We start from the raw sequence: 25,377 nt of genomic DNA, 5'->3' as shown, positions 1-25,377 counted from the left end.
CCTGCCCCGCCCCGCGAAAACAACATTCGAACCAAGGACGCACGTCATGAGCTGGAACGTTCGCATCGGTATCAATCCCCTGTCGTGGATGAACGACGACCTGCCGTCGCTCGGCGGCGAGACGCCGCTCGAGACGGCGCTGAAGGAAGGCGCCGAGATCGGCTACGCCGGCTTCGAGCTCGGCAACAAGTTTCCGAAGACGGGCCCGGAGCTGAAGGCGAAGCTCGCCGAGTTCGGGCTCGTGTGCGTGTCGGGCTGGTATTCGGGCTTCCTCGCGGAAGTCGCACCGGGCATGAGCGATGCCGACGCGGTCGCCGCCGAGATCGAGCGCTGCCGCGCGCACATGACGAAGCTGCAGGTCAACGACGTGAAGGTCGTGGTGTACGGCGAATGCGCGGGCACGATCCAGGGCAGCATCGACACGCCGGTCGCGAAGCGGCCGCGCTTCGTCGACGATGAATCCTGGCGGCGCTACGCGGCCCGCCTCGACGCGTTCGGCGCGCACCTGCTCGAAACCTACGGGATCAAGCTCGCCTACCATCACCACATGGGCGCATACGTCGAATCGCCGGACGACGTCGACCGGCTGATGGCGCTGACCGATCCCGCGAAGGTGTTCCTGCTGTTCGACACCGGCCACGCGTATTTCGGCGGTGCGGCCGATCCGGTCGCACTGCTGAAGAAGCACGTGGCGCGCGTCGTGCACGTGCACTGCAAGGACGTGCGGCCGCAGGTCGTCACGCAGGCGCGCAACGGCGGCTGGAGCTTCCTGAACGGCGTGATCAACGGCACCTTCACCGTGCCGGGCGACGGCGCGCTCGATTACGAAGCGACGCTGCGCACGCTGAAGGACGCCGGCTACGAAGGCTGGCTCGTCGTCGAGGCCGAGCAGGACCCGGCCGTCGCGCCGAGCTATCAGTATGCGAAGAAGGGCTACGAGTCGCTGCGCGCGATCGTCGACCGGTTGAGCGCGTAAGCCCTGTCACCTCATCGAGAACCTCACGCCATGACGATTTCCCCCCTGCTGGTCAAGGCATCCGCCGACCGCGAAATCTGCAACGTGACGCCCGAATCGGCCGGCTGGAAACACGTCGGCTTTCGCGCGCTGCGCCTGAAGGCCGGCGACACCGAAACGCTCGACACGGGCACGCGCGAACTGTGCGTCGTCGTGCTCACGGGCACGCTTCGTGCCGAAGTCGACGGCGAGACCTACGACGCGCTCGGCACGCGCGACAGCGTGTTCGAGGAAGTATCGCCGGACGCGCTGTACGTGCCGGGCGGCAAGACCGTCACGCTGGTCGCGACGCGCGATGCGGAAGTCGCGTTGTGCACCGCGCCTTACGCGAGCGGCGACAAGCGCGTGCAGCGCCTCGACGGCGAACGGATGCGCCGCGCGGTGCGCGGGCAAGGCACCAACACGCGCTACGTGTGCGACATCCTGATGGGCGACAACCCGGCCGCGGACCGGCTGCTCGTCGTCGAAGTGATCACGCCCGCGAGTCATTCGAGCAGCTATCCGCCGCACAAGCACGATCGCGACGCGGCGCCCGACGAAACGTCGCTGGAGGAAACCTATTACCACCGGATCGATCCGCCGCAGGGCTTCGCGTTCCAGCGCGTGTACACGGACGACCGCAGCCTCGACGAAGCGTGCGCGGTCGAGAACCACGACGTCGTGATGGTGCCGCGCGGCTATCACCCGGTGGTCGCGCCGCACGGCTACAACCTGTACTACCTGAACGTGATGGCCGGTCCGAGCCGCGCGTGGGCGTTCAGGAACGATCCCGCGCACGAGTGGATGCTCGACGCGGCACCGAAGCGTTGAAGCATGGATGCGATGAACGATCGACGGCTGGTGCGCGACGCAGGACACGCGCGCGAACCGGATTTGCGACGACACGGAGCTGCCATGGCGCCCCCCTTCCCGCGCTTCGCACCCACGCCCTTCGGCGACACTGCGTCGGCCCCGATGCTGTCGCACTTCGATGCCGACGTCGCGCGCCGGCTCGGCGACATCGCAATCAATCTCGCGTCTCGGCGCGGGCTGCCGATCGCGGTCGGCATCGTCGGTGAAGCCGCACCGCTGTTCTATTGCGCGCTGGACGGCAGCCGCGCCGACGACAGCGACGCGATCCGCCGCCGGCAGAGCACGGTGTTCCGGTTCGGCGTCAGTTCGCTCGAGGTCGGCGCGCGCTTTCGCCGCGCCGGGTGGTCGTTGCAGTCGCAGGGATTGTCGGACGCCGACTATGCGCTCGACGGCGGCGGCGTGCCGCTACGGCTTGCCGGCGGCGACATCGTCGGCGCGATGACGATCGCAGGGCTCGATGGCGAACGCGACCACGCGCTCGTCGTCGAGAGCCTGCGCTGGCATGTCGGCGCGAACGCGCTCGCGATGATCGCGTAGCGGCGCGCGCCGACCCGGCGGGTCAGTGCAGCCCGCCGCTCGCGACGAGACGCTCGCCGGTCAGCCAGCGTGCATCGTCCGATGCGAGGAACACCGCCACCGACGCGATGTCGTCCGGCTCGCCGAGGCGGCCGAGCGGCGTCTCGCTGCGCACCTGCTTGTCGAGATCCGAGCCGATGATGCCCGCGCTGTGCGTGCCTTCGGTCACGACCATCCCCGGGTTGATCGCGTTCACGCGAATCTTGCGCGGACCGAGCTCGAGCGCAAGCACACCGGTGATCGCATCGACGGCGCCCTTGGTGCCGCTGTACACGGCGCTCGCGGGCGGCGTGATGCTCGTCACCACCGAGCTGATGTTGATGATGCTCGCGCCTTCGCCGAGATGCTTGACCGCTGCCTGCGTCGTCAGCAGCACGCCGAACACGTTCGTGTCGAACTGCCGGCGATAGTGTTCTTCGGTGATCGCTTCGATCGGCGCGAATTCGTAGACACCGGAGTTGTTGACCAGCACGTCGAGACGCCCGTAGGTGTCGATCGCGGTATCGACGATGCGCTGTGCGTCCGTTGCCTTCGACACGTCGCCGCCGACCGCGACCGCACGGCCACCCGCCTCGACGATCGCGCTCACGACCGCGTCGGCACCGGCCTTGCTGCTCGCGTAGTTGACGACGACCGACGCGCCCTCGGCGGCCAGCGCCCTGGCGATCGCGGCGCCGATGCCCTTGGACGCGCCCGTGACGATCGCCACCTTGCCTGTCAGCTTGCTCATGATTTCATTCCTCTATCGGAAGACCTTCAATGGATGGGTGCCGGTAGCCGTTTGCGGCTGGCGTAGTAGACCGGCGTTGCTGCCCATATTGGGGGGTCGCGCGGCGGCGATAAAGCGGCTCGGCACGAATTGACTGGCGGGGTTTGCCGAACAATCGGCGGGTGTGCGGTCAGCCCGCGCTCAACCACGCGCCGGCAACGCCGCCTCCGACCCCTTCAAGCGCGCCGTCGTAGACGACCCGCCCGCGCCCCATCACCGCGACGCGCTGCGCAACCCGCGGCGCGAGCTGCAGCCGCTGCTCGATCAGCAGGATCGCGACCCCGTCGTCCTGCAGCGCGGCCAGGCAGGCGCCGACCTCGTCGACCGCGCGCGGCGCGAGCCCTTCGGCCGGTTCGTCGACGATCAGCATGCGCGGGCGCCCCGCGAGCGCGCGCACCAGCGCGAGCACCTGCTGTTCGCCGCCCGACAGTCGCCCGGCCTTCACGTCGGCACGCGCGGCCAGCAGCGGAAAGCGCGCGAGCAGCCGGTCGAGCGCCGCGCGTTCGGCCGTGCCGCGTATGCCGCGCAGCCCGAGCCGCAGGTTGTCGCGCACGCTCAGCAGCGGAAACACGTCGCGGCTTTCGGCGACGTAGGCGACGCCGCGCCGCGCGATCTCGAACGTGCGCGCACCCGCGCATTCGACGCCGGCGATGCGCACCGAGCCCGCGGTGCGCACGAGCCCCATCACGGCCTTCGCGAGCGTCGAGCGGCCCGAGCCGTTGCGGCCGAGCAGCGCGAGCGTCTCGCCCGGCGCGAGCGCGAGATCGACGCCGTCGAGCACCGGCTGCATCCCGTACCACGCGCGCAAGCCGCGGATGTCGAGCAGCGCGCTCATGCGCCCTCGCCGAGATAGGCGGCGCGCACGGCAGGATCGGTACGGATCGCGTCGGGCGCACCGGTCGCGACCACCGTGCCGCGCACGAGCACCGTGATGCGCTCGGCGAAGCCGAACACCGTATCCATATCGTGCTCGATCATCAGCACCGTGCGACCCTGCGTCGTCGCGCGGATCAGCGCGATCATCCGCGCCGCCTGGTCGCGGTTCATGCCGGCCGTCGGTTCGTCGAGCAGCAGCGTGCGCGCGCCGCTCGCGAGCGCGATGCCCAGATCGAGCGCGCGCTGCTCCGCATAGCCGAGTTCGCCGGCCGGCGCGTCGCGCCGCGCATCGAGGCCGATGTCGTGCAGCACGCGCGCGGCCGCGCGATCGACCGACGCCGATTCGCGCAGCCGGTTCCACCAGCGCCGCCGCTCGGCCGGCGCATGCAGCGCCGCGCAGCGCAGGTTGTCGAACACGGAGAGCCGTGCGAACGCGCTCGTCTGCTGGAAACTGCGGCCGATGCCGAGCCGGCTCGCGACGACCGGCCCGCGCCCGCGCAGCTCGACGCCGTGCAGCACGACGCGTCCGCGCGTCGGCCGCGTCGCGCCCGCAATCACGCCGAACAGCGTCGACTTGCCCGCGCCGTTCGGCCCGATCAGCGCATGACGCTCGCCGGTCGACACGCTCAGGTCGATGCCGTCGAGCACGGTCTGCGCGCCGAAGCGCTGCACGATCCCGTGGAGCGCGATCGCGTTGCCGTTCATCACTCGCCCTCCCGCATGCCGTGCCCGTGGTTCATCAGCCGCGCGCGCCAGCCCCACAGCAGCGTGCCGATGCCGGCCGCCGAGCACGCGACGACCCAGCCGGCCGGCGCATCCGCGTCGATGCCCCACGCGCCGAACGCGATGCCGGTGCCGTCGTCCTGTGCGAAGCGCCACGCATAGCCGAGCTCGGCCGCGCAGACGATCGCAATCCCCCAGAACACGCATGCGCCGACACCGCACAGCACGCGCCAGCGCTCGGCGGCCGGTGCGTCACGGTGCAACGCATGCGCGAGCGTCCGCGCGATGCCCGCGATCCCGCGCGGCGCGGCGACGACGACCGCGACGAACAGCACGCCGAGATACAGCGCCCAGGCGCGCGATACACCCGCGACGACGACACTCAGCGCGGTCAGCACCACGGCACCGGCCGCCGGCCCGAAGAACGTGCCGGTGCCGCCGATCACCGCGGCGATCAGCACGGTCGCCGAACGCGCCATCGACACGCTGTCGGGCGTCGCGATCTCGACGTCGATCAGCGTCAGCGTGCCGGCAATGCCCGCGAAGAACGACGCGCAGGTCACCATCGCGAGCCGCACGCGACGCGGCTCGGTGCCGAGCGCGGCAACGCGCGCGGGGTTGTCGCGCACCGCGTTCGCGAGGCGCGCGAGCGGCGTGCGCGTCAGCGCGTGCATCGCCAGCGCCGACACGATGCACCATGCGGCGATCACGGCGTAGGCCTGCGTTTCCGCACCGAAATGCCAGCCGCCCCAGGGCGTGCCGCTCGCGCGGTCGATCGGCACGCCGCCGAGACCGCCGAACCACGCAGGCACGCTCCATGCGGCGGCCGCGACGCATTCGCCGAGACCGAGCGTGATCATCGCGAACACGGTGCCCGCGCGGCGTGTCGCGAGCAGTCCGGCCATGAACCCGAAACCCGCGCCGGCCACGCCGCCGACGAGCGGCAACAGCGGCAGCGGGCCGCCGACATGATTGAACCAGTGTGCGGCCGCGAACGCGCCGAGGCCCGCGAAGGCGGCATGGCCGAACGACAACAGCCCGGTCGTGCCGAGCTGCAGGTTGTACGACAGCGCGAGCACGACGAGCGCGGCCGTCTGCGCGAGATAGCCGAGCACCGCGCCATGCGGCCACAGCCACGCGGGCAAGACCAGGCACGCGGCGAACAGCACCCAGCGCAGCGCGCCGGCCCGCGCGCGGCTAGCCATCGACACGCTCGCCAAACAGCCCGCGCGGACGGGCGACCAGCACCGCGACCAGCAGCAGGTACGGAACCAGCGGTGCGAGCTGCGCGATCGACACGGCAGCGACGCTGTCGGGCAGCGCGATGCCGGCTGATTGCGCGAGATCGCGCAGCGACGTGTCGCTCGACGCCGCGAAGGTCTGCGCGAAGCCGACCGCGAGCGACGCGACGAACGCGCCGCCGAGCGAACCGAGCCCGCCGATCACGACCACCGCGAACACCACCGACCCGACGGTCCCGGCCAGCGCCGGCTCGATCACCGCGAGCGGCGCACCGATCACGCCGGCCAGCGCCGCGAGCGCGGTGCCTGCGCCGAACAGCCCCGTCATCACGCGCGGCACGTCGTAGCCGAGCGCCTCGACGGCCGCGCGATGCGTGAGCGCGGCGCGCACGACGAGCCCGATCCGCGATGCGCGCAACAGCGCGCCGAGCGCGACCAGCATCGCCGTGGACATCGCCATCATGAACAGCCGGTAGCGCGGCAGCGCGAGGCCGAACACGGTCACGGGCGCGCCGTCGAACAGCGGCGGCACCGGAGCCGGCAGCGGCGCGAGGCCCCACAGGAGTTTCGCGCCCTCGCCGATCAGGTACGCGAGGCCGAAGGTCAGCAACAGTTCGCTCGTGTGGCCGCCGCGCGCCTGCACGCGGCGCAACAGCCCGCGCTCGCAGCCGGCGCCCAGCAGCCCGACCGCGAGCGGCGCGAGCACGAGCGCGGGCCAGAAGCCCGCGCGGGCCGCGATGCTGTAGCCGACGTACGCGCCGAGCATGTAGAAGCTCGCATGCGCGAAGTTCAGCACGCCCTGCACGCTGAAGATCAGCGTCAGGCCGGCCGACAGCATGAACAGCAGCAACCCGTAGCTGAGACCGTTGAACGCCTGGAGCGCGAACGCGTGCACCACCGCGCCCGTCAGCCGGCGAGCGGTTCGAGCGCCGCGCGCAGCGCGTCCGGCAGCGGCACCGGGCGCCGCGTGCCGCGATCGACATACACGTGCACGAAATGCCCTTGCGCGGCCGGCGCGGATTCCCCGGCCGCGAACAGCCCGATCTCGTAGCGCACGCTCGACGTGCCGAGCTTCGCGACGCGCAGCCCCGCATCGACGGACTGCGGAAACACGAGCGGCGCGAAGTAGTTGCACTGCGTCTCGACCACGAGCCCGATCGTCTGCCCGTGCTCGACGTCGAGCACGCCCGCGCGGATCAGGTATGCGTTCACGACGGTGTCGAAGTAGCTGTAGTAGACGACGTTGTTCACGTGCCCGTAGACGTCGTTGTCCATCCAGCGGGTCGTGATCGGCAGGAAGTGGCGATAGGCGTCGCGCGGACGCGGCTGCGGCTTGTCGGACATGGCGATGGCGGTCAGGACGAGGAGGACGTCGCGCGGCGGCCGTGCGGGACGGCCTGCCGGCGAACGGCGGAATGCCGCATCGCGACCGTGCGCGGCGCGGCGGATGACATGCCGGGAGCGGCGCGGCCCGTCACTGCCCCGCTCGGTCGACGAATTCGAAATCGAGGCCGCGCGCGCGCATCCAGTCGGCCAGCGCGTAGCCGGTGCCGGCGCGCCACGGGCGCAGCAACGGCGGATCGACGAGCCGGTACTCGAGCAGTTCCGGCGACAATGCGACAGCGCCCGACGCGCGCACGTGGTACGCGATGATCAGTTCGTTCTTGCGGATGAATTCATAGACGCCGACCAGCGTGACCTGCTCGGCCTTCAGCGCGGTTTCCTCGAACACCTCGCGCGCGATGCCGTCCTCGGGTGTCTCGCCGTTCTCGAGGAAACCGGTGATCAGCGCGAACATCCCTTCCGGCCAGGCCGCGTTGCGCGCGAGCAGGATCTTGCCGTCGAGCTCGACGATCGCGGCCACCACCGGCAGCGGGTTGTTCCAGTGCACGTAGCCGCACGCGTCGTCCGGACAGGCCTGGCGGACGCGGCCGCCCTCATGTTCGGAATCGGCGCGCTCGGTCAGCGGACGCGCGCAGCGCGGGCAAAAACGGTAGTCGGCGGTGGTCATCGAGGGAATCTGGCGAGCGCCCGGCGGTGGCCGGCAGGCCGCGTCGCGCGCCCGCTCGGCGCGGGAAAGGCTTCATTCTAGCGAGTTTGCCCGCGCCGCAGACGATCCGGCCCCGATGACGTCACGGTTGCGCGCGCCCGCGTGCGGCGGTCGCCGCGAAGCCGGCGGCGCCGACGAGCAACGCGCCCGCCGCGACCCACAGCGCCGGCGAGAACGACCCGAAGCGCGCGGTCAGCGGCGCCGCGACGAGCGGACCGAGAATCTGCCCGACCCCGTACGACGCGGTCGCATAGCCCATCAGCCCGGCCGCGCGCTCGCCGTGCAGGCGCCGCGCCTCGCGCATCGCGAACAGCGTGATCGCGGTGAACGGCAGGCCGAGCAGCGCGCTGCCGACCGAGAAGCCGGCCGCGTTCGGCCACACGATCCCCGCCGCGATCCCGAGCGCCTGCGTCGCGCAGCCGGCGGCAAGCAGCAGACGGTTGTCCCAGTGGCCGGGCAATCGCGAAGCGGCGATCGCGCCGACGATCAGCGCCGCGCCGAACATCGGCCAGAACAGGTCCGGCCACGGCGAGCCGGCCGGCAGCGCGGCGCGCGCGATCACCGGCAGGAAGGTCGCGGTGATGATGTAGCCGAAGCCCGGCATTCCGTACAGCACGACGAGCCACGCGGCGTCGGCCCGATGGCGCCGCGCGTCGTGCGGTGCCGCGGCCGTCGCCGCATGCCGGGCGGGCGCGGCCGGCGATACGGCGGCCGGCAGCGGCGCGCCGCCGAACGTGCGCCAGATCGCGACCGACAGCACCGCCGACAACGCCGCGAAGCCGAGCCAGCCGGGCGCCGCGCGATGGCCGGCCAGCGCGCTGCCGATCAGCCCCGTCAGCACGATGCCGACGCCCGGCCCCGCGTAGATCACCCCGCCCCATTCGGGCGCGTGCAGCTCGGTGAGCCGCCGCAGCCCCCATTGCGACACGAACACGAACGTCCACGCGCTGACGACGCCCGCGACGAAGCGCACCACGAGCCACACCGGGAGCAGATGGCCGACGCCCATCGCGGCGGTCAACAGCACGGTGGCGGCCAGCCCGAAGCGCACCATCCGCGCGGGTGCGACCCGGACCGCCGCGCAGGTGACCGCGCCGACGAAATAACCCGCGTAGTTCGCCGACGCGAGCCAGCTGCCCGCCTTCAGGCCGATCGAGCCGTCGGCGAGCATCAGCGGCAGCAGCGGCGTGAATGCGAAGCGGCCGACGCCGAGCGCGACCGCGAGCCCGATCATGCAGGCGAGCGCGGCCGCGCGGGCGCGGCGGTCGGCATCATCGGACAAGTGCGCGCCGGCAGCGGCGCTCGGAGCATCGAAACGGGACATGGCGGCATGGGCCGCGCGCGTCGTGCGCCGGCCGGAACGGAGATTGGAATGCTGGAATCGTAGCTTGACCAAACGTTCTCTAAAAATGAATAATTAAGAATCCACCCATCGCACGGAGAGAATCATGGACCTGGCGGCGCTGGCGATTTTCCGGGCCGTGGTGCGCGAGAACGGCGTGACGCGCGCGGCGGCGAAGCTCAATCGCGTGCAGTCGAACGTGACGACGCGCATCAAGCAGCTCGAGGAGGAACTCGGTGCGGCGCTGTTCGTGCGCGACGGCCGCCGGCTCGTGCTGACGCCGGCCGGGCACACGCTGCTGCCGTACGCGGAGCGGCTGCTCGCGCTTGCCGACGAGGCGCGCGACGCGGTGCGCGAGGACACGCCGCGCGGGCGGCTGCGGCTCGGCACGATGGAAAGCACGGCCGCGAGCCGGCTGCCGACCGTGCTCGCGCGCTATCACCATGCGTGGCCCGACGTATCGCTGGAGCTCGTGACCGGCACGACCGGCTGGCTGATCGACAAGGTGCGCGACTTCGAGATCGACGCGGCGCTGTTCGCGCGGCCGCCCGAGCCGGACACGCTGCCCGACACGTTCGAGACGGTGCCGGTCTATCGCGAGGACCTGGTGCTGCTGACGCCGCGCGGCCATCCGCCGGTGCGCACGCCGCGCGACGTGATCCTGCCGACGCTGGTTGCGTTCGAGCGCGGCTGCTCGTACCGGAAATACGTCGAGCAATGGTATGCGGCGCAAGGGATGAAACCCGCGCGCGTGCTCGAACTCGGCTCGTATCACGCGATCGTCGCGTGCGTCGCGGCGGGCGCGGGCATCGCGGTCGCGCCGCGCTCGGTGCTCGAGCTGCAACCCGAGACCGGCAACGTCGCCGCCCACACGATCCCCGAACTCGAAGGGATCGATACGCTGCTTGCGTGGCGGCACGGTTACGCATCGGCGGCGCTTGCCGCGCTGCGCGATGCGCTCGGTGAGGCGGCAAGGCAGCCGGGCGATGCGGCCAAGGCGCCGGCGGCAACGGTACCGGCCTGATTCGGCAGTGCGGGCAACCGGCACGCGTTCATCCCCCGCATAAAATAAAACGACCCGACCGGCCACCGCCGATCGGGTCGTTTTTTCGTGGAATGCGACGGGGTCAGCAAAACCCAATCGCATCAACCGTGACGCTCAAAGGCGCTCTTCGATCCAGCCCTTGACGCCCGCCAGCGCGCCCGGCAGGTTCGCCGGTTCCGTGCCGCCTGCCTGCGCCATGTCCGGACGGCCACCGCCCTTGCCGCCGACCTGTTGCGCGACGAAGTTCACGAGCTCGCCGGCCTTGACCTTCTTGCTCGCATCCGGCGTGACGCCCGCGATCAGGCTGACCTTGCCGCCTTCGACGGCCGCCAGCACGATCGCCGCGCTCTTCAGCTTGTCCTTCAGCTTGTCGACCGTCTCGCGCAGCGTCTTCGCGTCCGCACCGTCGAGCGTCGCGGCCAGCACGTATACCCCACCGACTTCGATCGCCTGCTGCGCGAGCTCGTCGCCCTGGCTCGACGCGAGCTTCGACTTCAGCGCGCCGAGCTCCTTCTCGAGCGACTTCACCTGGTCCTGCACCTGCACGATGCGCTGCGTGAGTTCCGACGGCTGCGCCTTCAGTGCGGCCGCCGCTTCGTTCACGCGGGCGTCGAGATCCTGCACGAAACGCACCGCGTTGTCGCCGGTGATCGCCTCGACACGGCGAATGCCGGCCGCGACGCCGCCTTCGACCACGATCTTGAAGAAGCCGATGTCGCCGGTGCGGTGCACGTGCGTGCCGCCGCACAGTTCGCGCGAGAAGCCGAGGTCCAGCACGCGCACTTCGTCGCCGTACTTCTCGCCGAACAGCGCCATCGCGCCGCCCTTCACCGCTTCGTCGTACGGCATCACGCGCACGATGCCCGGCGCGTTCGCGAGGATTTCGTTGTTGACGATCTGCTCGACGCGACGGATTTCGTCGTCGGTCATCGGCGCGTTGTGCGCGAAGTCGAAGCGGGTCTTCTCCGCATCGACGAGCGAACCCTTCTGCTGCACGTGCGCGCCGAGCACTTCACGCAGCGCCTTGTGCATCAGGTGGGTCGCCGAGTGGTTGCGCTGCGTGCGCGCGCGACGATGCGCGTCGATTTCCGCGCGCAGCACGTCGCCGATCTTCAGCGTGCCCTGATCGAGCGTGCCGTGATGGCCGATCACGTCGGCCTGCACCTTCAGCGTGTCGGCCACCGCGAAGCGCGTCGCGGCGTTCGCGAGCACGCCCTGATCGCCGACCTGGCCGCCCGATTCCGCATAGAACGGCGTGTGGTCGAGCACGACGACCGCATCCTGGCCGGTCTTCACTTCGTTGACGGCCGAACCGTCGACGTACAGCGCGACGACCTTCGCGTCGTCGAACGCGATTTCCTCGTAACCGTGGAACGTGGTCTTCGCGCCCGTGTATTCGAGGCCCTGCGCGGCCTTGAACTTGCCGGCCGCGCGCGCCTGCTCGCGCTGGCGCGCCATCGCGTCGTCGAACGCCGGCTCGTCGACCGTCATCCCGCGCTCGCGGCACACGTCGGCCGTGAGGTCGAGCGGGAAGCCGTAGGTGTCGTGCAGCTTGAACGCCAGTTCGCCGTCGAGCACCTTGCCGCCCTTCGCCTCGACGTCGGCCAGCGCGGCGTCGAGGATCGACATCCCGTGCTCGATCGTCTCGAAGAAGCGTTCCTCTTCCTGGCGCAGCACGTCGGTCACGCGCTGTTCGGCTTCCTTCAGCTCCGGATACGCAGCCCCCATCTCGGCGACGAGGTCGGCCACCAGCTTGTGGAAGAACGAACCCTTGCGGCCGAGCTTGTAGCCGTGGCGGATCGCGCGGCGCACGATGCGGCGCAGCACGTAGCCGCGGCCTTCGTTGCCGGGGATCACGCCGTCGACGATCAGGAACGAGCACGCGCGGATGTGATCGGCGATCACCTTCAGCGAGTTGTTGGTGAGGTCGCTGATCTCGGTCACGCGCGCGGCGGCCTTGATCAGGTTCTGGAACAGGTCGATCTCGTAGTTGCTGTGCACGTGCTGCAGCACCGCGGCGAGGCGCTCGAGGCCCATGCCGGTGTCGACCGACTGCTTCGGCAGGCGCGTCATGTTGCCCTGCGCGTCGCGGTTGAACTGCATGAACACGAGGTTCCAGATCTCGATGTAGCGGTCGCCATCCTCTTCAGGCGATCCCGGCGGGCCGCCCCATACGTCCGGGCCGTGGTCGTAGAAGATCTCGGTACACGGGCCGCACGGGCCCGTGTCGCCCATCGTCCAGAAGTTGTCCGACGCGTAGCGCGCGCCCTTGTTGTCGCCGATGCGGATGATCCGCTCGGTCGGCACGCCGACTTCCTTTGCCCAGATGTCGTACGCTTCGTCGTCTTCCTGGTAGACGGTGACCCACAGCTTTTCCTTCGGCAGCTGGTAGACCGTGGTGAGCAGCTCCCACGCGAAGCGGATCGCGTCGTGCTTGAAGTAGTCGCCGAACGAGAAGTTGCCGAGCATCTCGAAGAACGTGTGGTGGCGTGCCGTGTAGCCGACGTTCTCGAGGTCGTTGTGCTTGCCGCCCGCGCGCACGCTGCGCTGCGCCGTGGTGGCGCGCGAGTACGGACGCGGGTCCGTGCCGAGGAACACGTCCTTGAACTGGACCATGCCCGAGTTCGTGAACATCAGCGTGGGGTCGTTACCGGGCACGAGGCTCGACGAGCGGACGATCGTGTGGCCCTTCGATTCGAAGAATTTGAGGAATTTCTCGCGGATTTCGGCAGCTTTCATGGCGTGCGGGGAATGTCTGGCTGAGACGGCTTCAAACGCCGGCCGTCCTCGCGGACGCACGGCGGGCAAATATCGTAAACGATCGATTATACGATACAGATCGTCGGCCCAGACCGCAGCGGCCCGCCGCGCCGGACGACCGGCCTGGGCCACTCGCGCGGCCGATTCGCCTTAAGATGCTCGGCATGCCAATTCGCCCTGCCCGGCCGGGCGGGCCATGAAAGGAGACGATTCGACGATGGGTGCCCTGAGCCATATCCGCGTGCTGGACCTCACCCGCGTGCTCGCGGGCCCATGGTGCGCGCAGACGCTTGCCGACTTCGGCGCGGACGTGATCAAGGTCGAGCGCCCCGGCGCCGGCGACGACACGCGCCACTGGGGGCCGCCGTACCTGAAGGACGCGGACGGCGCCGATACGGCCGAAGCCGCGTACTACCTCGCGGCGAACCGCAACAAGCGCTCGGTGACGGTCGACATCGCGACGCCGGAAGGCCAGCAGATCGTGCGCGAGCTCGCCGCGCAGAGCGACGTCGTGCTCGAGAACTACAAGGTCGGGCAGCTGAAGAAATACGGGCTCGATTACGAATCGCTGCGCGCGGTGAAGCCCGATCTCGTCTACTGCTCGGTCACGGGCTTCGGCCAGACCGGCCCGTACGCGCACCGCGCGGGCTACGACTTCATCGTCCAGGGGATCGGCGGCTTCATGAGCATCACCGGCGAGCGCGACAGCGAGCCGGGCGGCGGCCCGCAGAAGGCCGGCGTCGCGATCGCCGATCTCGCGACAGGCCTCTATTCGACGATCGCCGTGCTCGCCGCGCTCGCGCACCGCGACCGCACGGGCGAAGGCCAGCACATCGACATGGCGCTGCTCGACGTGCAGGTCGCGCTGCTCGCGAACATGAACACCAACTTCCTCGCGAGCGGCAAGCCGCCGGTGCGCTGGGGCAACGCACACCCGAACATCGTGCCGTACCAGACGTTCCAGACGAGCGACGGCTGGATCATCGTCGCGGTCGGCAACGACGGGCAGTTCCGCAAGTTCGTCGAGGCCGGCGGCCGGCCCGAGCTGGCCGACGACGAACGATTCGCGGCCAACCCGTCGCGCGTGCGCCATCGCGACACGCTGGTGCCGATCCTCGCGGAGATGGTGAAGGCGCGCGGCAAGGCCGACTGGATCGGCGCGCTGGAAGCGGCCGGCGTGCCGTGCGGGCCGATCAACGACCTCGACGAGGTGTTCGACAACGAACAGGTGGTCGCGCGCGGGATGCAGGTGTCGCTGCCGCATCCGTGCGGCGCGGACGTGAAGCTCGTGCGCAATCCGATCCGGATGAGCGCGACGCCGCCCGAAGCGCGCACCGCCCCGCCGCTGCTCGGCGCGCAGACGGAAGACGTGCTGCGCGAGATGCTCGGCTACGACGACGCGCGCATCGCGGCGCTGAAGGCGAAACAGGCGATCTGAGCCGGCCCGGACGCATGCGCCGCGGCGCCATCGTGCGCGCGGCGGCGTGCCCGATGGCGCCGGCTGACCGCTAACGGCAGGTGGATCGATGGACCGATGGCTTGCGGCTAGCGCGCAAGCGCATCGAGCCAGCCGCGTGCGTCCGGCCAGTCGCCGAGCCCGCTGTCCGCGTTGATGTGGCCGCGCGGGCCGAGGTCATGGAAGGTGCTCCCCCACGCGTGCGCGCAGCCGCGCGCGAACGCGATCGAGCCGTACCGATCGTCGCTGCTCGCGACCACGCAGGTCGGAAACGGCAGCCGTTCGTGCGGCACCGGCCCGAAGCCGTGCGCGTCGGCCGGAAACGCCGGCCCGGCCGGATCGGGCAACGCGACGAGCAGCGCGCCGCGCACCTTCGCGAGCGCGGCCGGCCGCGCGTAGCGGGTCGCCCACCACGCGGTGGTCAGCGTGCCGAGGCTATGCGCGGCGATCGTCACGGGGCCCGGTGCGGCTTCGACCGCGCGATCGAGCGCGCGACACCAGCCGTTGCGGAACGCACAGTCCCAGTCCGGCATCGCGACGCGCACGAAACGCGCGTCGGCGCGCTCCCAGCGGCTTTGCCAGTGCAACGGACCGGAGTTGCCGTAGCCCGGCAGCACGAAAACGAGAGAGTCGCTCATGGAAGGTTCGTCGACGAGTGAAGTCGTTATGTGATGTCGACGAAGTGTCGCACACCCGTTCCTCCCTGATGCTGCCTGTCGAATCGCGGAAGGGATGTGCGGAGAATGGGCGGGCCGTGACGCGTGGCGGACACGGTCACGACCGGCCGGCGCTCACGCGCGCCGGCTTCGATCAGCGCACGCCGGCGCCGACCAGGCCGCCTGCCGCGGCACCGGCGACCGTGCCGACCGGGCCGCCCGTGATCAGATAGCCAAGCGCGCCGCCCGCGGCCGCGCCGATACCGGCATTACGCTGCGTATGCGTCATCGCGCATGCGCCGAGTTGCGACAGGGCCGCGACGATTACCGCGGTACGAACGAGAAAAGTCGTTTTCTTCATCATGATTGTTGGCTTCCTCCCGCCAGCAAAAAATACGCATGGCGGCATTGAATCGGTGAAGCCATCATAGGAAAACCCGAACGCGCCGGGCAATCCGATTTACGTCGTGTTACAGCGGACACACTATCGAGATATTGCGATCCGCATCGCGAACCGGGGCGTGCGGCGGCAAGACCCGCGCGGGACCGACCCCGGTCAGGTAGAATTGCAGGATTAAACCGGCGCGACGCGCCGACACAACCTGACGCCAACCGCATGAGCACCGAACGTAACGACGCCCCCGCGGCTTCCAATTTCATCCGCAACATCATCGACGACGACAACCGCACCGGCAAATGGGGCGGCCGTGTCGAAACGCGCTTTCCGCCCGAGCCGAACGGCTATCTGCACATCGGCCACGCGAAGAGCATCTGCCTGAACTTCAGCGTCGCGCGCGACTACGGCGGCGTGTGCCACCTGCGCTTCGACGACACGAACCCGGAAAAGGAAAGCGTCGAATACGTCGACTCGATCGTCGACGCCGTGCGCTGGCTCGGCTTCGACTGGCGCAAGGATGCGGTCGATCACCAGTATTTCGCGAGCGACTACTACGACAAGCTGTACGAATTCGCCGAGCTGCTGATCCAGCGCGGCCAGGCGTACGTCGACAGCCAGAGCGCCGAGGAAATGCGCGCGAACCGCGGCTCGCTGACCGAAGGCGGCAAGCCGTCGCCGTTCCGCGACCGGTCGCCCGAGGAAAACCTCGACCTGTTCCGCCGGATGAAGGCCGGCGAGTTCAAGGAAGGCGAGCACGTGCTGCGCGCGAAGATCGACATGGCTTCGCCGAACATGAACATGCGCGACCCGGTGATCTACCGGATCCGCTACGCGCACCACTACCGCACCGGCGACGCATGGTGCGTGTATCCGATGTACGACTACACGCACTGCATCTCGGACGCGCTCGAAGGCATCACGCATTCGCTGTGCACGCTCGAATTCGAGGATCACCGCCCGCTGTACGACTGGGTGCTGAACGAACTCGCGGAAGCCGGCGTGTTCACGCGCCCGTTGCCGCAACAGATCGAATTCTCGCGCCTGAACCTCACGTACGCGATCACCAGCAAGCGCAAGCTGCTGCAGCTCGTCAACGAAGGTCACGTCGAAGGCTGGGACGACCCGCGCATGCCGACGATCGTCGGCATCCGCCGCCGCGGCTTCACGCCGGAGAGCATTCACCTGTTCTGCGAGCGGATCGGCGTGACGAAGGTCGATTCGTGGATCGACATGAGCGTGTTCGAAGGCGCGCTGCGCGACGACCTCGACGACAAGGCGCCGCGCTCGGTCGCCGTGCTCGATCCGCTGAAGCTCGTGATCGACAACTATCCGGAAGACCTCGAGGAAGCCTGCACGGCCCCCGTGCATCCGCATCACCCGGACCGCGGCGTGCGCACCTTCCCGATCTCGCGCGAGCTGTGGATCGAGCGCGAGGACTTCGTCGAGACCCCGCCGAAGGGCTATTTCCGCCTGTTCCCGGGCAACAAGGTGCGCCTGCGCTACGGCTACGTGGTCGAGTGCACGGGCTTCGACAAGGACGCCGACGGCAACGTGACGGCCGTGCACTGCAACTACTTCCCGGACAGCAAGTCCGGCACCGAAGGCGCGAACACCTACAAGGTCAAGGGCAACATCCACTGGGTCAGCGCGAAGCACGCGCAGGCGGCCGAAGTACGGATCTACGACCGGCTGTTCAAGGAGCCGCACCCGGACGCGGGCGGCGCGAACTTCCTCGAGGCGCTGAACCCGGATTCGAAGAAGATCACGCAAGCCTACGTCGAACCGGGCGCCGGCGACGTCGCGCCGGAAACGCGTCTCCAGTTCGAGCGTCATGGCTATTTCGTCGCCGACCGCGTCGACTCGAAACCGGGCAAGCCCGTGTTCAACCGGATCGTCGGGCTGCGCGACAGCTGGGGCAAGCCGGCCTGACGGCCTGCTCCGCACGCGGCGCGGCGGCCTGGTGCCTCCCCGTCGCGTAACGAAAAAACGGCCTTCGGGCCGTTTTTTATTGCGTGCGCGGAAATCGCGCGGCCGTGCCCGCCGTCGCGCTCACGCGCTCGCCAACCGCCGGTGCAGATCCGCGAGCGACAGCGTGGTGCGAAACAGCCGTGCGAGGCTGCGGCTCGCATACGCGTCGACGTCGCCGGGCGCGGTCCAGCGATACGCGTCCATCTCGGGAATCAACGAGCCGTCGCGACGGCTCGGAAACAGCGACGTGCACGTGCAGTGCGCGGGATCGATCTCGTCGTCCGCGACCTGCACCGCGAACAGGTGCAGGTCCTTGTCGTGACGGTACGCGAAGCGGCCGAGATCGAGCAGCCGTGCCGGCGCGAACTCGATGCCGGTTTCCTCGCGCAGCTCCCGCAGCGCCGCGTCGGCCGGCGATTCGCCGGGCTCGCCCTGCCCCTTCGGGATGTCCCAGTGCGTGGTATCCGTCGCATGCGCGAGGAATACGCGGCCGGCCCCGTCGAGAATCACGACGCCGCACGATACCGTGCGCGGCGCACCGCTACGCTTCATTGCACGCGTGCTCAGCGCTTCTGCAGCTGCCATTTGCCCGCGGCGGTCTTGCAATAGACCGGCTTGAGCGTCAGTGTCTGGCCCTTCGCGGAAATGTCGGTGGCGATCTCGCGGCAGGTCTTGCCGTCGCTCTCGGACGTCGACGGCGTGAGCTTCGCATCGATCTGCGTGCCGCGACCGCTGCTCTGCCAGGTCGTGCTCTCGCCGTCCTTGCCTTCGTCACGCACCTGCGCCACGGCCTTGGCCAGCGACGCGCGGTCGGTCTTGCTGAAGTAGGTCAGCGGCGTGTCGTTCAGGAAGCCCAGGTTGCTCTGGGCATGGGCGGGCAGCATCGCGGCTGCGCACACGGCGCCGGCCAGCACGCGCGTGACGACGGAAAGGGATGCACGCATCGACATGTGTTGTTCTCCTTGGATGTTCGATCGAACGGCGTGGCGCGCGGCCGGCGAACCGGGGGCCGGCCTTCCGGCACGCGCCACGCCCGTCAGCCCGCGAGCATAGCATGCGTGCCGCAGCGAACGTCGTCTAGCGCGCCGCCGACGTGGCCGCCGGTTGATATCCGTCGGTCAGCGTGTTCAGGAACGCGATCACGTCCTTGATCTCGGCCGCGTTCAATGCGGGCGCGTCGCCGCGCTTGCGGTCGAACGGGGGTTCGCGGTTGATGTTCGGCCAGTAGCGCTTCGGCAGGTCGTCGTAGACCTGCACCTTGCCGTGCACGACCGGATAGAACTTCTCCGGATGGATGTCGCGCTCGACGTAGAAGCGCATCACGTCCTCGAGCGAGTGGTAGACGCCGTTGTGGAAGAACGTCTTGCGCAGCGCGACATTGCGCAGAGACGGCGTGCGGAACAAGCCGCAGAATTCGTCGCGGCCCTTCAGGTCGGTGCGCTCGGGGCCGCACGCGCCGAGATCGTAGAAGCGCGGATCGCGATTGACCGGCAGCGCGCGGTTGCGCGGCACCGCAATCGCGATCAGGCCGAAATCGCTGAACTGCGGCGGCCCGCCTTCGAGCGTGCGCTGGCTCACGTGGCAGCTCGCGCAGTTGCCCTTCTTCTCGTCGTTGAACAGCTGCAGCCCGCGCAGCTCCGCAGGCGTGAGCCGCGCGTGTCCGGCGAGATAGGCGTCGTACTTGCTCGTGTACGGATCGAACAGCGCCGGCTGCTGCTGGAATGCGTCGAGCGCGCGCAGCACCGCACCGAACGTCGCCTGGTCGTCGCCGAGGACCTGGTCGCCGAACGCCTTGCGGAACGCGTCGGCATAAGGTGCGGCGCGAACCGCCTTCGCCACCCGCGCCGGCGAACTGCTCATCTCGAATGGCGACGTGAGGGGAATGCGCGCCTGCGCATCGCGCGTGTCGACGCGACCATCCCAGGTCAGCCCGCCGGTCGGGCCCGCGTCGATGCTTTCGTCACCTTCGTCCGGCGAATCATGGAAGTGCTCGCTGAACGGCGGAATGCCGCGCAGGTACTTCAGCGACGGTACCGCGCGAAAGCCGGTACGGTGCATGTCGTCACCGCCCAGCTGCACCGACAGCGCGTTCGGCGGCCCGAACGCATGCTCGGCGCTATGACACGACGCGCAGGCGAGCTTGCCGGACCCCGACAGCGACGGATCGAAGAACAACTGCTTGCCGAGCGCGGTCATCTGCTTCACGCCCTCGAATACCTGCGCACGCGTCTGCGGCTGGCCGGCCGGTGCGACCGCCGGAGCGGCTGGAGCGGCCTGTGCCGCCGGCACGACGGAGACGGCCGATGCATCGGCACCGGGGCGCGCATCGCAACCGGCCAGCACGGCGAGCCCGCCAGCCAGCGCCAGCGTCGCCGCGGCAGGGATCAACGATCGCGCGGACGCGAAGGATTTCAGAAGGCTATGCATCGTCGTTCTTCTTGTAGCGGTGGGCAATCGGCCGGAGCTTATGTCTGTTCCGTGACCGTTGCATGACGTTCGACCGACAGTCAATTGAAAGCGCCCCTACACCCGCCTGTCAAATGGGTTCCAGATAATGCGCGCAGCCGGTCGGTACCCCGAAGGTTCCCGCGCTGGCCCCACACCACCGCGATTCCCGCACGCGACAAACGACGAAAGAGAGAACATCGCATGAAGAAGCACGCCTGGATTCGTTACACGCCGATCGCCCTCGCGGCCGCGCTCAGCCTGACCGCCTGCGGCGGCGACGATGTCACGCAGCAAGGCCTGTCGGCTGTCAAGAACGTCGTCGTGATCTACGCGGAAAACCGCAGCTTCGACAACCTGTACGGCAACTTCCCGGGCGCGAACGGCTTGCAGAATGCGACGTCGGCGAACTCGGTGCAGAAGGATCGCGACGGCTCGACGATGGCGACGCTGCCGAAGATCTGGGGCGGCCTGACCGCGACCGGCATCACGCCGGCGGTCACCGAGGCGATGACGGCGAACCTGCCGAACGCGCCGTTCGCGATCGACGATCCGAAAGGCTTCAACCAGTCGATGAGCATCGCGACGCGCGACATCGTGCACCGCTTCTACCAGGACCAGATGCAGATCAACGGCGGCAAGAACGACATGTACGCCGCATGGACCGACGCGGGCGGCCTGACGATGGGCCACTACACGGCCGATCCGTCGAAGCTGCCGCTGTGGAAGATCGCGCAGCAGTACGTGCTCGCCGACAACTTCTTCATGGGCGCGTTCGGCGGCTCGTTCCTGAATCACCAGTACCTGATCTGCGCGTGCGCACCGTTCTACGCGAACGCCGACAAGAGCCCGGCGGCCGGCAAGATCGCAGTCCTGAACGCCGACGGCAAGTCGCTGAAGGTCGCCACGAACTCGCCGGCCTCGGCGCTGAGCGGCGCGCCGAAGTTCGTCAACGACGGCGCGCTGACGCCGGACTTCTACGGCGTCAACACGATGCAGCCGGCCTATCAGCCGAGCGGCAACAAGGCGGCCACGGGCGGCGACCCGCTGCTCGCCGACCCGGCCAATCCGTCGACGATGCCGCCGCAGACGGCGACCAACATCGGCGACCTGATGACCAACGCGGGCGTGTCGTGGGCATGGTACGGCGGCGCGTGGGGCCAGGCGCTGCAGGCAAGTCAGAACGGCACGTCGAACGTGATCTACGGCGCCGACCTGTCGACGCCGAACTTCCAGCCGCACCACCAGCCGTTCAACTACTTCGCGAACCAGGCACCGGGCACCGCAAGCCGCGCGCAGCATCTGCTCGACGGCGGCGCGAACGGCGCCGAGTTCATCAAGGCGATCGATGCGGGCACGCTGCCGCAGGTCACGTTCTACAAGCCGCAGGGCAACCTGAACGAGCACCCGGGCTACACGGACATCACCTCCGGCGACCAGCACATCGCCGACGTGATCGCGCACCTGCAGGCAAGCCCGCAGTGGAAGAACATGGTCGTCGTCGTCACGTACGACGAAAACGGCGGCTTCTGGGATCATGCCGCGCCGCCGACCGCCGATCGCTGGGGTCCGGGCACCCGTATTCCGGCGCTGATCGTGTCGCCGTACGCGAAGAAGGGCTTCGTGGATCACACGCAATACGACACGGGTTCGATCCTGCGCCTCATCACGCGCCGCTTCTCGCTGCCGCGCCTCGCGGGCCTGCAGCAGCGCGACGATGCGCTGAAGGCGAACGGCGCGCAGCCGATGGGTGACCTGACGAACGCGCTCACGCTGTCGCCGAACCTGTAACGGCATCACCGTGAACGGGCCGGCCGCGCTGCCGTCCCGGACGAACGAAGGGCGGCCCCGCTCACGCAGGGCCGCCTTTTTTCATGCGCGCGCGTTGCCGCGCGGCCGCGTCACCAGCCGTACTTCAGCTCGACGCCGACGTAGTCCGCGTTGTGCCCGCCCGCCTGCCGGATCGCGTCGCCGACCTGAAAGTGCACGGCCTCGACCGCGCCGATCAGGTTCGCGGCGATCGTCCAGTCCGCGCGCAGCTGCACGTACATCCCCGTCCACAACCCGCCCTTGCCTGCCGTGCCCGGCACCGGGACGTTCGGCTGCTGATAGACGGCATCGCCGGTCGTCTCGCGCCACTGGAAGCCGAGCGCGCCGAGCAGCGACAGGTTCGCCGACGGCTTCAGCGTCACGGACGGCTTCACGTGGATCAGGTTCGCATAGCCCGTGTAGCCGGCCAGCGTGAAGTAATAGCCGTTCGGGAACAGCGGGTTGAAGGTGCCGATGCGGCCGTCGTGCGGATGCCGGTCGCCCGACGCCGCGTCGACCTGCAGCGCGATGTGAGGCGACCACGGCGCATCGAGCCGGTAGCCGGCGATCGAGCCGACGGCCCACGCACCGATCGTGTTGTTGCCGACCGTCCCGGTCTGCAGCATCGTCTCGAAATCCCAGTCGAAACGGCCCTGCGTGCCCGTGTAGCGCAGGTCCCACACGTCGCGACGCTCGCGGCCGCTCGCATCGAGGAATCGCGCGTTGCTGCGGTTGTAGCGCGACCAGTAGCCGGACAGATCGCCCGGCCCGACCGACTTCCGTTCGAAGCGCACGCCGCTGAACGTGAGATCGCGATTGGACACGTCGTCGAAATCGGATGCGTCGCGGTTCTGCACCGGTTGCGTCGCGTAGCCGATGAAGCGCCATTTCCCGTATTCGTAATCGGCCCAGACCGCATCGAACGCCTGCCGCACGTTCGGGCCGTCGCGCACGGCAATGAAACGCTGCAAGTCGAACGCCATCTCCTGCCGGCCAACGCGGAACTTGAACGTGCCGCCGCCGAGCGCGCCCGTGTAGGTCACGAACGCCTGTTCGAGATCGAGCGGGTTCTTGTCCACCGGCGACACCGTGTTCTTGCCGAACGCGCGCGCGTCCTGCAATTGCGCGAAGAACTGCCAGTGCTGGCCCAGATGCGCGTCGGCGTGCACTTCGACGCGCTGGATCAGGTACGTATCCGATTGCGCGGAGCCGATCCCGAACAGCGGCGCGTCGTTGGTCTCGAGCCGCTCGCGCAGGTTCACGCCGAGCGATAGATAGGATGCCGGATCGTTGCCGAGCGGAATGTATTTCAGCCCGTCGAGCGGCGCGCGCGGCACGCACGGATTCGCGAGCACCGACCAGTCCTCCTGCCAGCGGTTGAACAGCACCGTCGGCCGCTTGGCCGTGCAGGTTGCCGCGGTGGCGTCGCCGGTTGTCGATGCCGATGCCGATGCCGATGTCGTGGTCGATGCCGCCGTTTCCGCGAACGCCACGTCGGTGCCCGTGAACAACAGCCCCGCGACGATCGACATGCTGGCGACCCGCTCGAAGCCACGCCCCTGGCGTCTCCCCTGTCTCCGCTCGATCATGCGCGCTCCTGCGTGATGGAACCAGCGGCTTGCGCCGCACACAGTGCGAGCGTCGCGAGCGCGCCGACAGGCGCGAGCAGCGCCAGGAAGCCGACAGAGCGGAATCCGAGCGCCCCCCCCACCGCGCCGAGCGCGAACGCGACGATCGCCGGCAGCATCTTGCCGAAGCGCGCCCGCGCCGCCGCGCGCGCGGCGTCGCCCGTGCCGGCCGACAGCAGGTCGACGACGTCGAGGATCGCCTGCGTCACGTTGCCCGTCATCACCGTGTTCGGCACGCCGCCGGCGCGCGGAATCACGCGCGGATGCGCGTTCTGCACGCCCATCGCGAACGTGCCGACGATGCCGGCCACCAGCGCCGGCACGCTGTCGGGCTGCGTGACGGGCGTCGCCCACACGCCGGCCGCGCAGAAGCCGAGCAGCAGCACGGCCTGCACCGCGTGCAGCGTGCGCGTGCCCTGCCAGGCGGGCCGCCCGGACATCGACCGCGCGATCAGGCTCGCCGCGACCACGCCGCACACGAACGCGGGAAACACACTGAGCTTCAACACGACACCCTGGCCGAAGCCCGCGCTGCCCGCGCCGATCAGCACGAAGTTGCCGGTCACGTGCGCGGTGAACAGCCCGAACAGCGCGACGAAGCTCAGCGTGTCGACGAAGCCCGCCACCGCGGCAAGGATCGTGTCCTCGTGCTTCATCGCGCCGCGCTCGCGTGGATCTCGGCGACATAGCCGCCCGGGAACTGCACGAGTGCCGCGTCGCGGCCGTCCGACGTGAAGGTCGGCACGAGCACGGTCACGCCGGCCGCCTGCGCCTGCTTCAGCGTCGCGGCGAGATCGGACACTTCATAGCCCGTCATCTCGCGCCCGAACGGGTAAGGCAGGTGGCCGTCCGTCACGAGCACGGTCATCCTGCCGAAGCCCGACTCGATGCGGATCCGGCGATACGTATCGTTCGGCCGGCCGATCTCGATTCCCGGCGCCTTCAGGTTGTCGGACACCACCTTGCCCTTCGAGAACCTGACGAAATCGTGCACGAACTTGCGTACGCTCTGCGGCGACACGTACACGCGATTCTCGGGGATGGTCTGCAACGCATCGTAGTTCGGTGCCTGGGTATGCCAGTAGAGCTGCATCTTCACGCCGCCCGTCCACGCAATGATTGCATCGCGGCCGATCGGATCGGGAAACGTGTCGACGATCACGTCGGCGCCGTGCTCGCGCGCCGACTTCACCGCGACGTCCATGTCCGTGACGAGATAGCCGGTGCGCTCCGCGCAGAACGGATACGGGATCGGCGTCTTGAAGCCGAACACCGAGATCGTGCCGACCGGCGTCAGCACCAGCTGCGACATCGTCTGGCTCGGCGTCGGCGTGACCTGGAACACGCCCTGCTTCGACTTCTTGCCGCCGAACGTCGCGACGAAGCTGTCGGTGAAGCGGTCGAAGTCTTCCGGCGCGACGCACACGTGCGTCGTGTCGTATTGCGGACCGACGGCCACCGTCGGCGTGACCGCGGGCGGCACCGGCGGTTTCGCGAATGCCACCGGCGCGACGGCAACGCCGCCCGCGACCAGCGCGGCGAGCAGCATTGAACGAATGGATTTCTTCACGGAATGTCCTGATTGTTGCATCGTCATCGAATGGAGCGGCCGTCGCCGGCCGGTTGCCGCGCATCGTCGAGCACGGTCGCGAGCACGAGTGCCGCGATCAGCCCAAGATGCTCGAAAAAGCCGTTGAGCGCCATGAAATGTTCAGCGCCCGAGCGGTTCCAGAAATCGTTCGCCACCACCATCGCGACGAGCGTCAGCA

The 25,377-nt window shown here is 69.1% G+C and carries 24 protein-coding genes and 1 pseudogene; 7 read left to right on the top strand and 18 right to left on the bottom strand.

Annotated features, from left to right (window positions below; genetic code table 11):
* Nucleotides 1–46 precede the first annotated feature (46 nt).
* The 3 genes from iolE (at nt 47) to DIE06_RS28110 (ending at nt 2,404) form a co-directional block, all read left to right on the top strand.
* The gene (gene iolE / locus DIE06_RS28120) at nt 47–976 is read left to right on the top strand and encodes a myo-inosose-2 dehydratase (RefSeq protein WP_124664202.1); all 930 of its coding nucleotides are present in this window, start codon (nt 47–49) and stop codon (nt 974–976) included.
* 30 nt (nt 977–1,006) lie between these two features.
* Nucleotides 1,007–1,825, top strand: a complete 819-nt coding sequence (gene iolB, locus DIE06_RS28115; RefSeq protein WP_124664201.1) for a 5-deoxy-glucuronate isomerase — start codon at nt 1,007–1,009, stop codon at nt 1,823–1,825.
* Nucleotides 1,826–1,909: 84 nt separating this feature from the next.
* Nucleotides 1,910–2,404 carry a heme-degrading domain-containing protein gene (locus DIE06_RS28110; protein WP_124664200.1) on the top strand — a complete coding sequence of 165 codons (495 nt, stop codon included), beginning with the start codon at nt 1,910–1,912 and terminating at the stop codon, nt 2,402–2,404.
* A gap of 22 nt (nt 2,405–2,426) precedes the next feature.
* On the opposite strand, the gene DIE06_RS28105 is transcribed toward DIE06_RS28110, so the two are convergent.
* The 8 genes from DIE06_RS28105 to DIE06_RS28070 all read right to left on the bottom strand — a co-directional run bounded on the left by DIE06_RS28105 (nt 2,427) and on the right by DIE06_RS28070 (nt 9,426).
* Nucleotides 2,427–3,173 carry a glucose 1-dehydrogenase gene (locus DIE06_RS28105; RefSeq protein ID WP_124664199.1) on the bottom strand — a complete coding sequence of 249 codons (747 nt, stop codon included), beginning with the start codon at nt 3,171–3,173 and terminating at the stop codon, nt 2,427–2,429.
* Between the two features lie 169 nt (nt 3,174–3,342).
* On the bottom strand, nt 3,343–4,047 hold the full coding sequence (locus tag DIE06_RS28100; RefSeq protein ID WP_124664198.1) for an ABC transporter ATP-binding protein: 705 nt from the start codon (nt 4,045–4,047) through the stop codon (nt 3,343–3,345).
* Nucleotides 4,044–4,793, bottom strand: coding sequence for an ABC transporter ATP-binding protein (locus DIE06_RS28095; RefSeq protein WP_124664197.1), 750 nt, complete (start codon nt 4,791–4,793; stop codon nt 4,044–4,046). Before DIE06_RS28095 ends, DIE06_RS28100 begins: the two co-directional genes overlap by 4 nt.
* Nucleotides 4,793–6,016 carry a branched-chain amino acid ABC transporter permease gene (locus DIE06_RS28090; RefSeq protein ID WP_124664196.1) on the bottom strand — a complete coding sequence of 408 codons (1,224 nt, stop codon included), beginning with the start codon at nt 6,014–6,016 and terminating at the stop codon, nt 4,793–4,795. The genes DIE06_RS28095 and DIE06_RS28090 overlap by 1 nt, the downstream gene beginning before the upstream one ends.
* Complete coding sequence (locus DIE06_RS28085) at nt 6,009–6,947, bottom strand: branched-chain amino acid ABC transporter permease (protein ID WP_124664239.1); 939 nt, start codon at nt 6,945–6,947, stop codon at nt 6,009–6,011. The genes DIE06_RS28090 and DIE06_RS28085 overlap by 8 nt, the downstream gene beginning before the upstream one ends.
* Before the next feature lie 11 nt (nt 6,948–6,958).
* Nucleotides 6,959–7,396, bottom strand: a complete 438-nt coding sequence (locus tag DIE06_RS28080; protein WP_124664195.1) for a thioesterase family protein — start codon at nt 7,394–7,396, stop codon at nt 6,959–6,961.
* 130 nt (nt 7,397–7,526) lie between these two features.
* On the bottom strand, nt 7,527–8,063 hold the full coding sequence (locus DIE06_RS28075) for an NUDIX domain-containing protein (protein WP_124664194.1): 537 nt from the start codon (nt 8,061–8,063) through the stop codon (nt 7,527–7,529).
* Nucleotides 8,064–8,184: 121 nt separating this feature from the next.
* A complete protein-coding gene (locus DIE06_RS28070; RefSeq protein ID WP_124664193.1) occupies nt 8,185–9,426 on the bottom strand; it encodes a YbfB/YjiJ family MFS transporter in 1,242 nt (413 codons plus the stop codon).
* Nucleotides 9,427–9,550: 124 nt separating this feature from the next.
* On the opposite strand from DIE06_RS28070, the gene DIE06_RS28065 reads away from it, so the two are divergent.
* Nucleotides 9,551–10,468, top strand: coding sequence for a LysR substrate-binding domain-containing protein (locus tag DIE06_RS28065; RefSeq protein WP_124664192.1), 918 nt, complete (start codon nt 9,551–9,553; stop codon nt 10,466–10,468).
* Nucleotides 10,469–10,603: 135 nt separating this feature from the next.
* Here DIE06_RS28065 and alaS read toward each other — a convergent pair whose 3' ends face one another.
* A complete protein-coding gene (alaS, locus tag DIE06_RS28060; RefSeq protein ID WP_124664191.1) occupies nt 10,604–13,228 on the bottom strand; it encodes an alanine--tRNA ligase in 2,625 nt (874 codons plus the stop codon).
* A 238-nt stretch (nt 13,229–13,466) separates the two neighbouring features.
* Between alaS and DIE06_RS28050 the strand changes: the two genes are divergently transcribed.
* Nucleotides 13,467–14,687 carry a CaiB/BaiF CoA-transferase family protein gene (locus DIE06_RS28050; protein WP_124664190.1) on the top strand — a complete coding sequence of 407 codons (1,221 nt, stop codon included), beginning with the start codon at nt 13,467–13,469 and terminating at the stop codon, nt 14,685–14,687.
* A 107-nt stretch (nt 14,688–14,794) separates the two neighbouring features.
* Here DIE06_RS28050 and DIE06_RS28045 read toward each other — a convergent pair whose 3' ends face one another.
* Together DIE06_RS28045 and DIE06_RS28040 are read right to left on the bottom strand one after the other, a co-directional pair.
* Complete coding sequence (locus DIE06_RS28045; protein WP_124664189.1) at nt 14,795–15,343, bottom strand: alpha/beta hydrolase; 549 nt, start codon at nt 15,341–15,343, stop codon at nt 14,795–14,797.
* Between the two features lie 172 nt (nt 15,344–15,515).
* Nucleotides 15,516–15,725 carry an ornithine acetyltransferase gene (locus DIE06_RS28040; RefSeq protein WP_006497729.1) on the bottom strand — a complete coding sequence of 70 codons (210 nt, stop codon included), beginning with the start codon at nt 15,723–15,725 and terminating at the stop codon, nt 15,516–15,518.
* 252 nt (nt 15,726–15,977) lie between these two features.
* On the opposite strand from DIE06_RS28040, the gene DIE06_RS28035 reads away from it, so the two are divergent.
* A complete protein-coding gene (locus DIE06_RS28035; protein ID WP_124664188.1) occupies nt 15,978–17,687 on the top strand; it encodes a glutamine--tRNA ligase/YqeY domain fusion protein in 1,710 nt (569 codons plus the stop codon).
* Nucleotides 17,688–17,807: 120 nt separating this feature from the next.
* On the opposite strand, the gene DIE06_RS28030 is transcribed toward DIE06_RS28035, so the two are convergent.
* The 3 genes from DIE06_RS28030 to DIE06_RS28020 all read right to left on the bottom strand — a co-directional run bounded on the left by DIE06_RS28030 (nt 17,808) and on the right by DIE06_RS28020 (nt 20,153).
* Nucleotides 17,808–18,278: an NUDIX hydrolase gene (locus tag DIE06_RS28030; protein WP_124664238.1), complete on the bottom strand. Its 471-nt coding sequence runs from the start codon at nt 18,276–18,278 to the stop codon at nt 17,808–17,810.
* An 11-nt stretch (nt 18,279–18,289) separates the two neighbouring features.
* A complete protein-coding gene (locus DIE06_RS28025; RefSeq protein ID WP_124664187.1) occupies nt 18,290–18,676 on the bottom strand; it encodes a hypothetical protein in 387 nt (128 codons plus the stop codon).
* A 127-nt stretch (nt 18,677–18,803) separates the two neighbouring features.
* Entirely contained in the window at nt 18,804–20,153 is a 1,350-nt protein-coding gene (locus DIE06_RS28020; RefSeq protein ID WP_124664186.1) for a cytochrome-c peroxidase, read from the bottom strand.
* A gap of 222 nt (nt 20,154–20,375) precedes the next feature.
* Here DIE06_RS28020 and DIE06_RS28015 point away from each other — a divergent pair, with 222 nt between their 5' ends.
* Entirely contained in the window at nt 20,376–21,962 is a 1,587-nt protein-coding gene (locus DIE06_RS28015; RefSeq protein ID WP_124664185.1) for an acid phosphatase, read from the top strand.
* A gap of 110 nt (nt 21,963–22,072) precedes the next feature.
* Here DIE06_RS28015 and DIE06_RS28010 read toward each other — a convergent pair whose 3' ends face one another.
* The 4 genes and pseudogenes from DIE06_RS28010 to DIE06_RS39155 form a co-directional block, all read right to left on the bottom strand.
* Nucleotides 22,073–23,569, bottom strand: coding sequence for an alginate export family protein (locus DIE06_RS28010; RefSeq protein WP_124664184.1), 1,497 nt, complete (start codon nt 23,567–23,569; stop codon nt 22,073–22,075).
* Complete coding sequence (locus DIE06_RS28005; protein ID WP_124664183.1) at nt 23,566–24,264, bottom strand: YoaK family protein; 699 nt, start codon at nt 24,262–24,264, stop codon at nt 23,566–23,568. The genes DIE06_RS28010 and DIE06_RS28005 overlap by 4 nt, the downstream gene beginning before the upstream one ends.
* Nucleotides 24,261–25,199 carry a glyoxalase gene (locus DIE06_RS28000; RefSeq protein ID WP_124664182.1) on the bottom strand — a complete coding sequence of 313 codons (939 nt, stop codon included), beginning with the start codon at nt 25,197–25,199 and terminating at the stop codon, nt 24,261–24,263. Before DIE06_RS28000 ends, DIE06_RS28005 begins: the two co-directional genes overlap by 4 nt.
* 2 nt (nt 25,200–25,201) lie before the next feature.
* Nucleotides 25,202–25,377 (bottom strand): annotated as a pseudogene (locus tag DIE06_RS39155) (DoxX family protein); the annotation flags it as partial.

This window comes from Burkholderia sp. Bp8998 (genome assembly GCF_003854235.1).
Classification (GTDB): domain Bacteria; phylum Pseudomonadota; class Gammaproteobacteria; order Burkholderiales; family Burkholderiaceae; genus Burkholderia.
The sequence above is the reverse complement of the archived record's forward strand: the minus strand, read 5'-3'. Positions and strand labels throughout refer to the sequence as shown.